The 13,606-nt window shown below is 64.9% G+C and carries 16 protein-coding genes; 10 read left to right on the top strand and 6 right to left on the bottom strand.

Features of this window, described 5'->3' with window-relative positions; translation table 11 throughout:
• The first annotated feature begins 23 nt into the window (after positions 1-23).
• Together FE851_RS00515 and FE851_RS00510 are read left to right on the top strand one after the other, a co-directional pair.
• Complete coding sequence (locus FE851_RS00515) at positions 24-1,145, top strand: pyridoxal phosphate-dependent aminotransferase (protein WP_145198965.1); 1,122 nt, start codon at positions 24-26, stop codon at positions 1,143-1,145.
• Between the two features lie 4 nt (positions 1,146-1,149).
• Entirely contained in the window at positions 1,150-2,055 is a 906-nt protein-coding gene (locus FE851_RS00510) for a prephenate/arogenate dehydrogenase family protein (RefSeq protein WP_145198962.1), read from the top strand.
• A gap of 64 nt (positions 2,056-2,119) precedes the next feature.
• Here FE851_RS00510 and FE851_RS00505 read toward each other — a convergent pair whose 3' ends face one another.
• Genes FE851_RS00505 through ftsE form a run of 4 tightly spaced genes read right to left on the bottom strand, consistent with a single transcriptional unit; the run spans position 2,120 to position 4,985 of the window.
• Positions 2,120-2,827 (bottom strand): lysophospholipid acyltransferase family protein, encoded by a 708-nt coding sequence (locus FE851_RS00505; protein WP_017181170.1) that lies wholly within the window; start codon positions 2,825-2,827, stop codon positions 2,120-2,122.
• A 15-nt stretch (positions 2,828-2,842) separates the two neighbouring features.
• Positions 2,843-3,373 (bottom strand): YdcF family protein, encoded by a 531-nt coding sequence (locus FE851_RS00500; protein ID WP_019052183.1) that lies wholly within the window; start codon positions 3,371-3,373, stop codon positions 2,843-2,845.
• Positions 3,370-4,275 carry a cell division protein FtsX gene (locus FE851_RS00495; protein WP_145198959.1) on the bottom strand — a complete coding sequence of 302 codons (906 nt, stop codon included), beginning with the start codon at positions 4,273-4,275 and terminating at the stop codon, positions 3,370-3,372. Before FE851_RS00495 ends, FE851_RS00500 begins: the two co-directional genes overlap by 4 nt.
• Positions 4,275-4,985, bottom strand: a complete 711-nt coding sequence (gene ftsE / locus FE851_RS00490) for a cell division ATP-binding protein FtsE (RefSeq protein WP_017181173.1) — start codon at positions 4,983-4,985, stop codon at positions 4,275-4,277. The genes FE851_RS00495 and ftsE overlap by 1 nt, the downstream gene beginning before the upstream one ends.
• Before the next feature lie 170 nt (positions 4,986-5,155).
• Here ftsE and FE851_RS00485 point away from each other — a divergent pair, with 170 nt between their 5' ends.
• Positions 5,156-5,998 carry a zinc-ribbon domain-containing protein gene (locus FE851_RS00485; RefSeq protein ID WP_145198956.1) on the top strand — a complete coding sequence of 281 codons (843 nt, stop codon included), beginning with the start codon at positions 5,156-5,158 and terminating at the stop codon, positions 5,996-5,998.
• A 181-nt stretch (positions 5,999-6,179) separates the two neighbouring features.
• Here FE851_RS00485 and FE851_RS00480 read toward each other — a convergent pair whose 3' ends face one another.
• Both FE851_RS00480 and FE851_RS00475 read right to left on the bottom strand, forming a co-directional pair.
• Complete coding sequence (locus tag FE851_RS00480) at positions 6,180-7,085, bottom strand: pirin family protein (protein WP_145198953.1); 906 nt, start codon at positions 7,083-7,085, stop codon at positions 6,180-6,182.
• Entirely contained in the window at positions 7,085-7,372 is a 288-nt protein-coding gene (locus FE851_RS00475; RefSeq protein WP_019052180.1) for a BolA family protein, read from the bottom strand. Before FE851_RS00475 ends, FE851_RS00480 begins: the two co-directional genes overlap by 1 nt.
• A gap of 44 nt (positions 7,373-7,416) precedes the next feature.
• Here FE851_RS00475 and FE851_RS00470 point away from each other — a divergent pair, with 44 nt between their 5' ends.
• From FE851_RS00470 to FE851_RS00440, 7 genes are all read left to right on the top strand, one after another.
• A complete protein-coding gene (locus FE851_RS00470; protein WP_017181177.1) occupies positions 7,417-8,037 on the top strand; it encodes a J domain-containing protein in 621 nt (206 codons plus the stop codon).
• A gap of 385 nt (positions 8,038-8,422) precedes the next feature.
• Positions 8,423-9,727 carry an Hsp70 family protein gene (locus tag FE851_RS00465; RefSeq protein WP_145198950.1) on the top strand — a complete coding sequence of 435 codons (1,305 nt, stop codon included), beginning with the start codon at positions 8,423-8,425 and terminating at the stop codon, positions 9,725-9,727.
• A gap of 86 nt (positions 9,728-9,813) precedes the next feature.
• The gene (gene cobS / locus FE851_RS00460; RefSeq protein ID WP_107125767.1) at positions 9,814-10,821 is read left to right on the top strand and encodes a cobaltochelatase subunit CobS; all 1,008 of its coding nucleotides are present in this window, start codon (positions 9,814-9,816) and stop codon (positions 10,819-10,821) included.
• 16 nt (positions 10,822-10,837) lie between these two features.
• Positions 10,838-11,134 (top strand): nucleotidyltransferase family protein, encoded by a 297-nt coding sequence (locus tag FE851_RS00455; protein WP_145198947.1) that lies wholly within the window; start codon positions 10,838-10,840, stop codon positions 11,132-11,134.
• The gene (locus tag FE851_RS00450) at positions 11,124-11,471 is read left to right on the top strand and encodes a DUF86 domain-containing protein (RefSeq protein WP_261370817.1); all 348 of its coding nucleotides are present in this window, start codon (positions 11,124-11,126) and stop codon (positions 11,469-11,471) included. The genes FE851_RS00455 and FE851_RS00450 overlap by 11 nt, the downstream gene beginning before the upstream one ends.
• The gene (cobT, locus tag FE851_RS00445) at positions 11,468-13,288 is read left to right on the top strand and encodes a cobaltochelatase subunit CobT (RefSeq protein WP_145198945.1); all 1,821 of its coding nucleotides are present in this window, start codon (positions 11,468-11,470) and stop codon (positions 13,286-13,288) included. Before FE851_RS00450 ends, cobT begins: the two co-directional genes overlap by 4 nt.
• A complete protein-coding gene (locus tag FE851_RS00440; protein WP_409994462.1) occupies positions 13,288-13,530 on the top strand; it encodes a cobaltochelatase CobT-related protein in 243 nt (80 codons plus the stop codon). The genes cobT and FE851_RS00440 overlap by 1 nt, the downstream gene beginning before the upstream one ends.
• Positions 13,531-13,606 lie beyond the last annotated feature (76 nt).

The following is a 13,606-nucleotide window of genomic DNA, read 5'->3' as shown; positions in this document are numbered from 1 at the left end:
GGAAGCCGCTAAAGCCCGTCGCCATGACAGAGACACTTGCAAACACCCTGACAAAGCCATCGCCCAAGGACTGGATTCTTGGCATTTCGCCCTATGTGCCGGGCAAGGCGGCGGCCGATGATGGCCGCCCGCTGATCAAGCTGTCGGCCAATGAAAACCCGCTGGGGACGGGCGACGCCGCGCGCGCCGCACTGGTGGCCGCCACCGCCGATCTAGCCACCTATCCCGATCCGAGCGCGACGAAGCTGCGTGAAGCGATCGGCGCGGTGCATGGGCTGGACCCGGCGCGGATCATCTATGGCACCGGGTCGGACGAACTGCTCCACATCGCCGCCAGCGCCTATGCCGGGCCGGGCGATGAAGTCGTGTATGTGCGCTATGGCTTTGCGGTCTATGACATCGCCGCCCGCCGGGTCGGGGCGACCCCGGTGATCGCGCCGGACAAGGATTACGCCACTGACGTCGACGCGCTGCTGGCAGCCGTGACCGAGAAGACGAAAGTCGTGTTCCTGGCCAACCCCAACAGCCCGACGGGCACGATGACCAGCCGGGAAGAGATTGCCCGGCTGCATGCGGGCCTGCGCCCCGACATCTTGTTCGTGCTGGATCAGGCCTATGCCGAATATCTGGACGAAGGCGAGGATGATGGCGGCCTGGAACTGGCCAGGACCGCCGGCAATATTTTCGTCACCCGCACCTTCTCCAAGATTCACGGGCTGGCGGCCGAACGGATCGGCTGGGGCTATGCCAGTGCGGAGGTGATCGAGATTCTCCACCGCATCCGCGCGCCGTTCAATGTCACGACCGCGGGCCAGGCCGCAGCCATCGCCGCGATCAACGACAGTGCCTGGATCGAATCGAGCCGCGCCCATAATGCGCGCTGGCGCGAATGGCTGAGCGGCGAAATCGGCGCGCTGTCCAATCACGGCCTGCGCGTCGTGCCCAGCAAGACCAATTTCCTGCTGATCCTGTTCGATGGCAAGCTGACCGCCGAGGCCGCGATGAAGGGATTGTGGGAGGCCGGTTACGCCACCCGCTGGCTGCCGGGCCAGGATCTGCCCAACGGCCTGCGCATCACCATCGGCACCGAAGCGCAGGTCCGCGTCGTGGCCGACTCATTGCGCGCCATGGCGGAATCGGCCTGACGCGATGCTGCCTTTCGCCCGGATCACCATCATCGGCCTTGGCCTGATCGGCTCTTCGCTTGCCCACGCCATCCGGGCGGAGATGCCCACGGCGCGCGTCACTGGCCATGATGCCGATCCGGCGGTGCGCGAAACCGCACGGCGGATAGACCTGTGCGACGACATCACCGACACGGCCGGGGCTTCGGTCACCGACGCGGATCTGGTGGTGCTGTGCGTGCCGGTCCGCGCCATGGGCGCGGCGGCGGCGGAGCTAGCCGACGATCTGCCCGCCGACGCGATCATAAGCGATGTGGGATCATGTAAGGCGGACGTGCTGGCGCAGCTGGTCGCCGCCCTGCCGGGGCGGACGATCATTCCGGCGCATCCCGTCGCAGGCACCGAAAATAGCGGACCGGAAGCGGGTTTCGCCACCCTGTTCAAGGGGCGCTGGTGCATCGTCACCCCGCCCGCTGACGCTGACCCCGTGGCGGTCGAGCGCGTCGCCGAACTGTGGCGGCGGGTCGGCGCGGACGTCGAGACGATGGACCCCGCGCATCATGATCTGGTGCTGGCGGTGACCAGCCATTTGCCGCATCTGATCGCCTACACCATCGTCGGCACGGCCAGCGATCTGGAAAATGTGACGCAATCGGAAGTCATCAAATATTCCGCTGGCGGCTTTCGCGATTTCACGCGGATCGCGGCGTCCGACCCGACGATGTGGCGCGACGTGTTTCTGGCCAACAAGGACGCGGTGCTGGAAATGCTCCAGCGCTTTTCGGAGGATCTGTCAGCGCTGCAACGGGCGATCCGCTGGAATGACGGCGACACGCTGTTCAACCTGTTCACCCATACCCGCGCCATCCGCCGGTCGATCATCGAACAGGGTCAGGACGACGCCAAGCCCGATTTCGGCCGGGCGCATTAGGCTAGTGGTCCGATTTTGACATTTGCAGACCCATCCCAGCCGCCAGGGGATGCAAATGTCAAAATCAATCCACTAGCGCAGAGGGCGGGTTCAGCGCGTTGATCGCGGCATGGACCCGCGCTTCGGCCTCCCGCCGGTCCAGCCCGGCGGGCACGACCTCACCGACTTTATAGGTTATGACGCCCGCTTTCTTGAGGAAGCTGCCCTTGGGCGACACCAGCCCGCTGTTGAGCGCAATCGGCACCACCGGCAGCCCCAGCAGCGTATATAATCCGGCAAAGCCAGCCCGTAATGGCGGCGCTTCGCCATGGGGAACGCGGGTGCCTTCGGGAAAGATGCAGACCGCCCTTCCGGCGGCGTTCGCCGCCTTGGCCTGGGTCCGCAACGTCCGCATCGCGCTTGCCCCGGCGGTACGCTCGATCGGGATCAGGCCATAACGGTCGGCAATGGTTCCCCACAGCGGAATATCGAACAGTTCCCGCTTGGCGGCGATGACCGGCCGGTCGAACACGCACAGCATATCGATCGTCTCGAACATCGATTCATGCTTGACGATATAGAGATAGGGACCAAGCGGCAGATCGCCCTCTATCACCACCTTCTGCCCCAGCAGCCAGCGGGCGCAATAGCGATGGAACCAGCCCCACAGGGTCGACACCCATCGCAGCGCGGGCGGCGAAAACTGGCCGACGATCAGGGCGATCAGCACCAGCAGCAAGCTGCCGGGATAGAAAATGAGGGAAAAGAGGGTGGAGCGCAGCAAGGTGATCATCGGGGCGCTATGCCATCAAATGCCAAGAAGTGCAGCGGCGCGGCGCAGCAGATATTTATTATATTCCCGCGCCAGCATCGTCAGGCTGGGGCGGCTGGGCACCGCGTCATAGACGATCGCGACCCGGCCGGGCAGCGCCTGCCGCAATTCCAGCGCGGCACGGCGCATATGCCAGTCCGTCGTGATCAGCCGCACTGTCTTGTAATCGCGCCGTTCCAGCCAGCGGGCGGTTTCGATGGCGTTGGACCGTGTGTCGATCGCTTCGCGGCCCAATGTGATGCAGCAGGCGAATAATGTTTCGGGCGCCTGATATTGCGCCGCCAGTTCGACCGGACGGACCGACCGGTCGACGCCGGAAATCAACATGCGTTTGGCCGCACCGCCCTCCAGCAAAGCGATGCCCCGGTCGATCCGCCCCGCGCCGCCGGTCAGCACGACGATCGCGTCGGTCTGCCGACCGTCGAGCGGCTGGGGCAGGAAGATCGCGAACCATGCAAAGCCCAGCATCCAGCCCAGTATCGAGACGGCGAACAGCCGGACGATCACAGCGCTCGCCCCAAGGCGCGCAACACCGTCCAGCGCGCTGCCAGCGTCGCCAGCAGAACGCCTGCTATCGGCAGCAGCCCAAGTACCGCCCAACTGGCGGGCGGCAGGCGCACCGCGCCCAGCAGTTCCGACCCGGTCGCACCCAGCCGCAGGCCGATCAGCAGGATGACTAACGCGGCGAAAGCAAAGCCCAGCGCGCTGCCCAGCATCGCGTCGAGGCCGATGCGGCGCTGAAACAGGCGGGCGATCTGGACGTCGGTGGCTCCCATCAGGTGCAGCACCTCTATCGTGCCGCGATGGCTGTCATGCGCGCCCCGCGCAGCCAGCACTACGACCGCGCCCGTCGCCAGCGCCATCAGCAGCACGACACCGGCAGCCAGCCAGCCCAGGGCGGAGAGCAATCCGGCAAGCGGCAGGAGGAAGGCGGCATGCGGCTCGATCCGCAGGGCGGGCGACAATCCCCCCAGCAGGCGGCGCAAGCGCGCGACCTTCGCATCAGCATCGCCCGGCGTCAGCGTCACGTCGATCAGCGCGGGCAGCGGCAGGTCGCCGCTCGTCGCCTCCTCGCCCAGCCAGGGGCGGACCTGATCGGCCAGCAGCGCGGGATCGACGGGCGCGGCGGCCTGCACCCCGTCCGCGCCGCGCAACGCGGTCAGCGCTCGCGCCGCCAGTTGGTCGCGTAGTTGCGGGTTCGCCTCGACCACCTGCACGCTGGCGCGTCCGGCCAGGTCCGCGCTCATGGAGCGGACGGCAGCGCCGAGGCCAAGGCCCGCGGCGGCGGCCAGCACGGTCAGGAACATCATGATCGTGATGATCCACAGCATCGGCCCCGCGACCCGCCCGCCCGGCAATAGGCGATGACGCGCAGCGGCGGCGGCGCGGCGGTCGGTGCGCGACGCCATCACTCGCCGCCCTGCGGGCGCGGCGGATAGCGTAGCGATCCGGTCGGGTCAGCCAGCCGCCCCTTGTCCAGCCGCATCATCTGCGCGCCCGATACCTGCGCGATCAACGGCAGGTCGTGGGTGGCGACGACGATGGTGGTGCCCAGGCGATTGAGCGCTTCGAACAGGGTCATGAGGCGGCGGGCCATGTCCGCGTCGACGTTGCCGGTCGGTTCGTCCGCCACCAATATTTCGGGTCGCCCGATCACCGCACGGGCGATGGCGACGCGCTGCTGCTCCCCACCCGACAGGGTCGCGGGCCGCGCCTGCCCACGGTCGCCAAGCCCCACCCAGCCGAGCATTTCAGTGACGGGGGCATCAACCTCCCCCTCCTCCATGCCCGCGACGCGAAGCGGCAGGGCGATATTGTCATAGGCGGACAGATGGGGGACCAGGCGAAAGTCCTGAAACACGACGCCGATGCGACGGCGGAAACCCGGCAGGCGTTTGCGCGGCAGGGTCACCACATCCTCGCCGAACAGCCGTATGACGCCGCGACTGGGACGCTGGGCCAGATAGAGCAGTTTTAGCAGCGATGTCTTGCCCGCGCCCGACGCGCCGGTCAGGAAATAAAAGCCACCGCCTGCCAGCGTGAAGCTGACGTCGGACAGGGTCTCGCTGTCCAGACCATAGCGCAGACCGACATTCTCGAACTGGACGATGGCCGACATGTCTTGAAATATGGCGCTCGCGCGCTCCCTGCTTCCCCGGAGTGACAGCCATGGCACAGTGGGCGGGCAGCCGTAAAGCCCGGCCCGCATCCGACCGCGAGTCGCGACGGAATGACGTCAACATAAGTTGACCGCTTGCGCGCGAGTCCATGCCATGCCTATGAAGCGACATGATACTGGTGTGCCCCAATTGCGCGACGCGCTATGTCGTGCCGGACAGCGCCGTCGGTCCGGCCGGCCGCCAGGTCCGCTGCGCCGCGTGCAAGCATAGCTGGTTCCAGCAGCCTGCCGCCCTGCCACCGCGCGAAAGCGGGCCGGACGAGGTGCCTGCTGAGCCGCCGGTCCAGGCTCCCACTCCGCCGCCGCCGGTCGCAGAGCCGGTCGAAGCGGTCGCCGCGCCCGCGCCTGAACCCGTACCTGCCCCCGCACCGGACGCCCCCCCGGCTGAAACCGTCGTGCCGGAGGAAGCGGCCCCCGTCGCGCCGCCGATCGCTGCGCCTGCGGACAACCGTATTGACGACATTTATGCCGGTGCGCCGGTCGATCCGGCACAGGACAGCCAGTTCGCGCCCGCGCCGCCGTTCAAGCCGCGCCGCAATCCGATCAAGCTATGGACCTATGCCGCGATCGCCTTTGCCCTGGTCGTCGCGGCGGCGGGCGGCGCCTTTTATTATTTCGGCCCGCCCGGATGGGCGGTCAGCCTGGGACTGGTCGCCGAAGAGGGCGATCCTGACCTGCTCTTCTACCTGTCCAAACCCGCCGAGCGGCGCAAGCTGCCGACTGGCGAGGAATATTTCGCCTTTGGCGCGCGGATCGTGAACAGCGGGACGCAGGCGCTGCCGGTGCCGCCGGTACTGGTGCAGTTGCGCGACCGGCAGAACCGGCTGGTGTTCAGCTGGACGACGAAGGCGGACAAGAACCGCCTGAAGCCGGGTGAGGAAGCGTCGATCAACGAAAGCCGGATCGACATCCCCAAAAATGCCGAGAATCTGTCGCTGGCCTTCGTGCAGTAGGGCAAGGGAGAGTCAGGCCTACCACCCCCTCCTTCATCGTCATGCTGAACTTGTTTCAGCATCCATTTCGCGTCTCCAGCCACGGCTTTTGGGGCATGATGGATCCTGAAATAAATTCAGGATGACGTTGTAGGGATAACGAAAAGTCATATGCAATTCCCCTCCCCGAAACGGGGAGGAATTACGGATAGCTGACCGTCTTGGGCCGGCCCTGCGGGATGGGGATGAACTCCTGATCGTCGCCGGGGATCAGCGGGAAGCGGAGGGCGTCCCAATCCTCGCGCGCCTGCATCAGCCGGTCCTGGCGAGAGGACACAAAGTTCCACCAGACATGGCGCGGCGTTTTAAAGGCTTCGCCGCCGCACAGGACGACCCGGCCACCATCGACGCTCATCAGCGTGGCGCTGGTGCCGGGACGCAGGACGTAGAGCGTCTGGGGGGCGAGCATCATCCCGTCGAGCGCGGCATCACCGCCCGACACATAGATGGCGCGCTCGTCGGCTGACGGGTCGATCGGTACGCGGCCGCCGGGCGACAGCTGGATGTCGGCATAGATGGTGTCGGCATAGGTGGTGACGGGCGAGCGTTCGCCCCAGAGCGACCCCATGATGACACGGGCGCGCACCCCATGCGCCTCGATCACCGGCAGGCCGCCTTCGCCGACATGCTCGAACGCCGGGTCCATTTCCTCTTGGCGGTCGGGCAGGGCGAGCCAGGTCTGGATGGCGGAGAGTTTGGAGAGCTTGGCGCGTTCTTCGTCGGGGGAACGCTCACTATGGACGATGCCCTTGCCCGCCGTCATCAGATTGACCGCGCCCGCCTCGACAATCTGTTCCGTGCCCAGCGAATCGCGGTGGAAGAAAGCGCCTTCATACATATAGGTCACGGTGGCGAGGTTGATGTGCGGATGGGGGCGGACATCAATCCCCTGCCCCGCTCCTATCTTCGCTGGCCCGGCCTGATCGAAGAAGATGAACGGGCCGACCATCGTACGCCCCTTGGCAGGGAGCGAACGGTGGACCTTGAAATCGCCCAGATCATGGGTGGTCGGGCTGATCGTCTGGATGACGAGTTCATCGAGGGTCATCAGGCTTCTCCGGGTGCGCGGGCCTTGATCGCAAGGGCGTGGACCTTGTCGCGCAGCAGGTCGGCGAGCGCTGCGTTGACCATGCGCTGGCGGGCGACGCGGCTCTGGCCGGTGAAGCGATCCGACACGATGTCGACGGTGAAATGGCTTTCGCCAGAGCCGTCATGCCCCGCATGGCCGCGATGTTTTTCGCTGTCGTCGATCACGGCGAGCTGTTGCGGCGCCAGGGCATTTTGCAGCCGCGTTTCGATTTCGGTGGCCACTGGGCCTTTCAGAATCTGGGTCATGCCGCCTATATAGTCGCTTTGCCGCGACTTGCATCAGGACAACTTTGTCGACCGACCCTTTCTCGACCCGCCGCTTCAACCGCTTCCATGGCCGGGTGGAGGGCGACCGCCCCTGCTGGGTGAGTGGCTGCCCCGAACCGGGCGAGTTCCGCGCGCCGCCGCTGGAGGGCAGCGCCCGTCCCGGCGATGAAGGGCCGCGCTGGCGCTGGCTGTGCCTTGACCATGTGCGCGAATTCAATCAGGGCTATAATTTCTTCACGGGCATGTCGCCGGAGGAAATCGCCGCCGCCCAGCGCCCCTTTGCCGGGTGGGAGCGGGAGACGCGCGCCTTTTCGTCCAACGCCCACAGCCCGCCGCCCAAATGGTCCGACTTCTCCGACCCGCTCGACGCCATCGGCGCGAAGTTCAAGGAACGGGTGGCCAAGGCGCGGGCCGATGCACAGATGCGGCAGGACGGCCAGTTTCTGTCGGCGGAGGACCGCAAGGCGCTGCGCGTCATGGAGCTGGACATTGACGCGGATCGCAAGGCTTTGCGGATGCGCTACACCGCGCTGCTGCGCCGCTATCACCCCGATCATAATGGCGGCGACCGCAGCCACGAACGCGCGTTGCAGGCGGTGATCGAGGCCTATGGCCATCTGAAGAAGGCAGCGGTTTTCGCCTGAAATTCAGGCCATACTGTCCTTTGGAAACCCAATATTGGTGGGTTGAACCATGCTAGCGGAGTGGCAGGGCGCAGACCTGACCAGGATGTACGCCCTGTCGAGAGGGTGATACCCCTCCACCACCGCTTCGCGGCGGTCCCCCTCCCCCACAGGGGGAGGAATTTGGTAGCGAATTTGCAGTCTTCATGATTGCCGAAATTCAGCCAGGTTTCGCGCGCGCAAGTTCGCAAACTTCGCCCATGTTGCGCATGGCAAGTTTTTCGCAAGATCAACGATCGGAAAGAGCCGTGGCCGAGCATGGCAGCATAGTCGCGTGTAGGACAGCCTTGTCCCGATGCGATGGCGATGCCATAGGGCGCGGCCCCCCTTCCCCGGAGACAAAAGCATGCAGGATGTGCCGCGCGCGCTGGGCCTGGATTTCGGCACGACCAACAGCGTCGTGGCGATTGCCAACGGCCAGCAATCCGATCTGGTCGAATTTGCCGGTAGCCAGGCGACCGGGGCGGTGTTCCGTTCCGCGCTCTGTTTCTGGCATGAGGAAGGCGTCAAGGGCGGCCTGGCGCATGAGGCCGGGCCGTGGGCGATCGCGGAATATATGGAATATCCCGAAGACAGCCGCTTCCTCCAGTCGTTCAAGTCGGTCGCCGCCAGCGCGATTTTCGAGAGCGCCAACATATTCGAAAAGCGCTACCGCTTCGAGGAACTGGGGGCGATGTTCCTGGCGCATATGGTCGGACATGCGGGTGGGGCATTGGACCAAAGGCCGGAGCGGATCGTCGTCGGGCGGCCAGTCACCTATGCCGGGTCGCGGCCTGACGAGGCGCTGGCGCGCAAGCGCTATGACGCGATGTTCGCCGATTTCGGCGTGGACATTCATTATGTCTATGAGCCGCTGGGCGCGGCATTCAGCTATGCCAGCCGCCTGACCCAGGCTGCGACGATCCTGGTCGCGGACTTTGGCGGCGGCACCAGCGATTTTTCGATCGTGCGGGTGGAAGCGCCCAACCAGACGGCGGGTGCGGCGCAGCGGGCGACCCCGCTGGGATCGGCGGGCATCGGTATTGCAGGCGACCGTTTCGACTATCGGATCATGGACCATCTGGTGCTGCCGATGCTGGGCAAGGGCGGCAGTTACCAGTCGTTCGGCAAGACGCTGGAGATACCGCGCAGCTATTTCGCCGACTTTGCCGACTGGTCGCGCCTTGCGCTGATGCGCAACCGGCGGACGATGGACGAGCTGACGCGGTTGCAGAAATCGGCTGACGACCCCGCCGCGATCGGGCGGATGATGACGGTGATCGAAAAGGAACTGGGCTATCCGCTCTATGATGCGGTGGGCAGCCTGAAGCGGGCGCTGTCGACACAGGACAAAGCGGATTTCCGCTTTGCCGGTGGCGGGCTGGAGATCGAGACGCAGGTGCGCCGCGCCGATTTCGAGCGCTGGATCGCGCCCGACATCGCCCGGATCGAGGGATGCGTGGACAAGGCGCTGGCGACCGCCGGGGTGGCGCCGCACGCCATCGACCGGGTGTTCCTGACCGGCGGATCGTCGCTGATTCCGGCGATCCGGGACATATTCGACGCGCGCTTCGGGGCGGAGCGGATCGCGACCGGGGGCGAACTGACATCTATCGCGCACGGGCTGGCCCTGATCGGGCAGGAGGCCAATCTGGCCCAATGGGCCGCTTGATCCGACGCGCCCTTGCCCCCACTCTATCGACACGCCGTTGATGGATCGGCTACGGCAGGCGTGACTCGCAGGAAGATGAAGACCCGATGACTGATATTTCCAACGTTCAGCCCGATACGCGCGCCGAAACGCTGATGGATGCCCCCGACCGGTTCGTGGACGCCCGCGATGTGTTCGGCATCGACATCGACATGCAGATCCCCGCCTTCAGCGAAGCCGACGAGCGGGTGCCTGACCTTGATCCCGCCTATGTGTTCGACCCGGACACCACGCTGGCGATCCTGGCGGGCTTTGCGTTCAATCGGCGCGTCATGGTGCAGGGCTATCATGGCACCGGCAAGTCGAGCCATATCGAGCAGGTCGCCGCGCGCCTGAAATGGCCGTGCATCCGCATCAATCTGGACGCGCATATCAGCCGTATCGATCTGGTCGGACGCGACGCCATCGTTCTGAAGGATGGCCAGCAGGTCACCGAATTCAAGGAAGGCCTGCTCCCCTGGTCGTTGCAACGCCCGGTCGCGCTGGTGTTCGACGAATATGATGCCGGCCGCCCCGACGTGATGTTCGTCATTCAGCGCGTGCTGGAAACCGACGGCAAGATGACGCTGCTCGACCAGAATCGGGTGATCCGCCCCAATCCCTATTTCCGGCTGTTCGCGACCGCCAATACGGTTGGCTTGGGCGATACGACGGGCCTGTATCATGGCACGCAGCAGATCAACCAGGGCCAGATGGACCGGTGGAATCTGGTGGTGGCGCTCAACTATCTGCCCGCCGCGACCGAGGCGCAGGTGGTGCTGGCCAAGTCGGGCGAATATGATCATGAGGGCGGCCGCAAGGAAGTCGAAAATATGATCAAGGTCGCCGAATTGACGCGGCAGGGCTTCATCAACGGCGATATTTCCACCGTCATGTCGCCGCGCACCGTGATCAGCTGGGCGCAGAATGCGCTGATCTTCAAAAATGTCGGCTTCGCCTTCCGCCTGTCCTTCCTCAACAAGTGCGACGAGGCGGAACGGGCGCTGGTGGCCGAATATTATCAGCGCGTGTTCGGCAAGGATCTGCCGGAAAGCGTGGTCGGGAAAGCGGGGTAAAAGTCGCAGGAGTGTCATGGACAAGCAGACAGCCATTGCCCGCCTGAAAGCCCATGAAGCAGAATTGCGGGCCATGGGCGTCGTGAGCCTGTCGCTGTTCGGATCGACCGCGCGCGGGGATGCGCGGTCGGATTCGGACGTGGATGTCGCCGTGACCATCGACGATGCCGCCCGCATGGACCTGTTCCGCTTTGCGGCCATGTCGAGCTGGCTGGGAGACTGGCTGGACGTTCGGGTCGATCTGGTCAGCGAACCGGCGCGAAAAGCGCGCTTCCAGGCGGAAATCGACAAGGATCGGGTGCGTGTCTTCTAGTCGGGAACAGCATCGGTTGCTGGACATCGTTGAAAATTGCGATGCGATTGCAGTCTATATCGACGGGATGGACTATGCGCGTTTCGCCGCCGATCGCAAAACCATCGACGCGTCGGAACGCTGTTTGCAGCGGATCACCGAAGCGGTGATCAAGATCGGCAAGGACCGGATGACGGCAATTGCCCCATCCATTCCGGCCGACGCCGTCCGGGGATTGGGAAATATGTTGCGGCACCATTATGATGCGCTGGATTTGAGGATCATTTTCGCCACGATGACCGACAGCCTGCCTGTTTTGCGCGCGGCCTGCCTTGCAGCGCTGAAGGATCTGCCATGACCGAACGCTCCCCTCTCGACGCTTTCAAGGACGTGCTGTCGGGGACGGCGCGGTCGATGGCGCGCGACATGGAAGTGGAGGTGGGCTTTACCGCCGACGCGCCGCATCTGGCGGGCAAGGCGATCAAGGTGCCGACGCCTGCGCGCACTTTACCCGCCGATCAGGTGGCGCTGGCGCGGGGCTTTGCCGACGCCAATGCGCTGAAATTGCGGCATCACAGCGCGAAAATCCATGCCGCCTCCGCGCCGGGCGAGGCCGTAGCGCGGGCGGTGTTCGACGCGGTCGAGCAGGCGCGGGTCGAGTCGATTGGCTCCAGGCAGATGGAGGGGGTACGCGCCAACCTCAACCATGCGCTCGACATGCGGTTGAAGTCCGACGCGATCCGCCGGGCGCGGTCTGCGGACGAGGTGCCGCTGTCCACCGCGCTGGCGCTCAAGGTGCGTGAGCGGCTGACGGGCCAGGCGATCCCCAAGGACGTCGCGGCGGGCGTGGCGCTGGTGGAGGAATGGATCGAGGACAAGGCCGGGTCTGACCTGGACGCGCTGGCGCTGGCGATCGACGACCAGCGCGCCTTCCAGAAGCTGACCACCGCGATGCTGGAGCATCTCGCGCTGATCGACGCCGACGTGCCGCCCGATACCGAAGAGCCCGAAGCCCAGGATGAGGGCGACGATGAAGAGGATCAATCCGAGGACGGCGATTCGGGGCAGGACGAGGCGGGCGACAGCGATGTGAATGCCGAGGCCCGCGCCGAGGACCAGGGCGGCGATACCGAGGACGGCGAAACCGAATATAGCGACGATTTCGACGCCGACAGCGAAGCGGGCGCGGACGATATGGGCGAGGAAGGCATGATGCCGGTCCGCCCCAACCGGCCGACGTCCGACCTGCCGCCCGGCTTCGATTACAAGGCCTATACGCTCAAGCATGACGAGATCGTCACTGCCGAGGAGCTGTGCGACGAGGATGAACTGATCCGGCTGCGCGGTTTCCTCGACCAGCAACTCGTCAGCTTGCAGGGGGCGGTGACCAAATTGGCCAACCGGCTGCAACGGCGGTTGATGGCGCAACAGTCGCGATCCTGGGATTTCGACCAGGATGAAGGGATGCTGGATGCCGCGCGGCTGGCGCGCGTCATCATCGACCCGACCCGGTCGCTGACCTACAAGATCGAACGCGATACCGAGTTTCGCGATACGGTGGTGACGCTGCTGATCGACAATAGCGGCTCCATGCGCGGACGGCCGATCAGCATCGCGGCGATCAGCGCCGACATCATGGCGCGCACGCTGGAACGGTGCGGGGTCAAGACCGAGATATTGGGCTTTACCACGCGGGCGTGGAAGGGCGGGCAGGCGCGCGAGGAATGGCTGGCCGCCGGACGCCCGCCGATGCCGGGGCGGCTCAACGACCTGCGCCATATCGTCTATAAGAAGGCCGACGAGCCATGGCGGCGGGCGCGCAAGAATTTGGGCCTGATGATGCGCGAAGGGCTGCTGAAGGAAAATATCGACGGCGAAGCGCTGCTTTGGGCGCATGGCCGGTTGATCGCCCGCAATGAAGAGCGGCGCATATTGATGGTGATTTCGGACGGCGCGCCTGTGGATGACAGCACTTTGTCGGTCAACAGCGGCACCTATCTGGAACGCCATTTGCGGCAGGTGATCGACTGGATCGAGAATCGATCGCCGGTGCAGCTGGTCGCGATCGGCATCGGCCATGACGTGACCCGCTATTACAAGCGGGCGGTGACCATCATGGACGCCGAGCAACCTGTCTCTTATACACATCTAGATGTGTATAAGAGACAGTATTGATGGTGATTTCGGACGGCGAGATGTGTATAAGAGACAGTATTGATGGTGATTTCGGACGGCGAGATGTGTATAAGAGACAGGTGATCGACTGGATCGAGAATCGCTCGCCGGTGCAGCTGGTCGCGAGCGGCATCGGCCATGACGTGACCCGCTATTCCACGCGGGCGGTGACCATCATGGACGTCGAGCAACTGGGCGGGACGACGGTGGAGCAGCTGGCCGGCTTGTTCGATGAGGATTGACCCCCAATATCGTTCGGGCTGAGCGACCGTCGAAGCCTTGTCCGTTTCTTCACCTTCGACGTCGCTCAGGGCGAAC

This window comes from Sphingobium sp. B2 (assembly GCF_007693735.1).
Lineage (GTDB): Bacteria > Pseudomonadota > Alphaproteobacteria > Sphingomonadales > Sphingomonadaceae > Sphingobium > Sphingobium xenophagum.
This window is presented reverse-complemented; position numbering and strand designations above follow the sequence as displayed.

Excerpts from the sequence above, each read along its gene's own strand:
- cobT (WP_145198945.1), top strand. The coding sequence starts at position 11,468 with ATGACCGAACGCTCCCCTCTCGACGCTTTCAAGGACGTGCTGTCGGGG.
- ftsE (WP_017181173.1), bottom strand. The coding sequence starts at position 4,985 with ATGTCGGCCATCGTCCAGTTCGAGAATGTCGGTCTGCGCTATGGTCTG.
- FE851_RS00495 (WP_145198959.1), bottom strand. The coding sequence starts at position 4,275 with ATGGCGTCGCGCACCGACCGCCGCGCCGCCGCCGCTGCGCGTCATCGC.
- FE851_RS00505 (WP_017181170.1), bottom strand. The coding sequence starts at position 2,827 with ATGATCACCTTGCTGCGCTCCACCCTCTTTTCCCTCATTTTCTATCCC.
- FE851_RS00480 (WP_145198953.1), bottom strand. The coding sequence starts at position 7,085 with ATGACCCTCGATGAACTCGTCATCCAGACGATCAGCCCGACCACCCAT.
- FE851_RS00510 (WP_145198962.1), top strand. The coding sequence starts at position 1,150 with ATGCTGCCTTTCGCCCGGATCACCATCATCGGCCTTGGCCTGATCGGC.
- FE851_RS00515 (WP_145198965.1), top strand. The coding sequence starts at position 24 with ATGACAGAGACACTTGCAAACACCCTGACAAAGCCATCGCCCAAGGAC.
- FE851_RS00455 (WP_145198947.1), top strand. The coding sequence starts at position 10,838 with ATGGACAAGCAGACAGCCATTGCCCGCCTGAAAGCCCATGAAGCAGAA.
- FE851_RS00440 (WP_409994462.1), top strand. The coding sequence starts at position 13,288 with ATGGTGATTTCGGACGGCGAGATGTGTATAAGAGACAGTATTGATGGT.
- FE851_RS00485 (WP_145198956.1), top strand. The coding sequence starts at position 5,156 with ATGATACTGGTGTGCCCCAATTGCGCGACGCGCTATGTCGTGCCGGAC.
- FE851_RS00475 (WP_019052180.1), bottom strand. The coding sequence starts at position 7,372 with ATGACCCAGATTCTGAAAGGCCCAGTGGCCACCGAAATCGAAACGCGG.
- FE851_RS00465 (WP_145198950.1), top strand. The coding sequence starts at position 8,423 with ATGCAGGATGTGCCGCGCGCGCTGGGCCTGGATTTCGGCACGACCAAC.
- cobS (WP_107125767.1), top strand. The coding sequence starts at position 9,814 with ATGACTGATATTTCCAACGTTCAGCCCGATACGCGCGCCGAAACGCTG.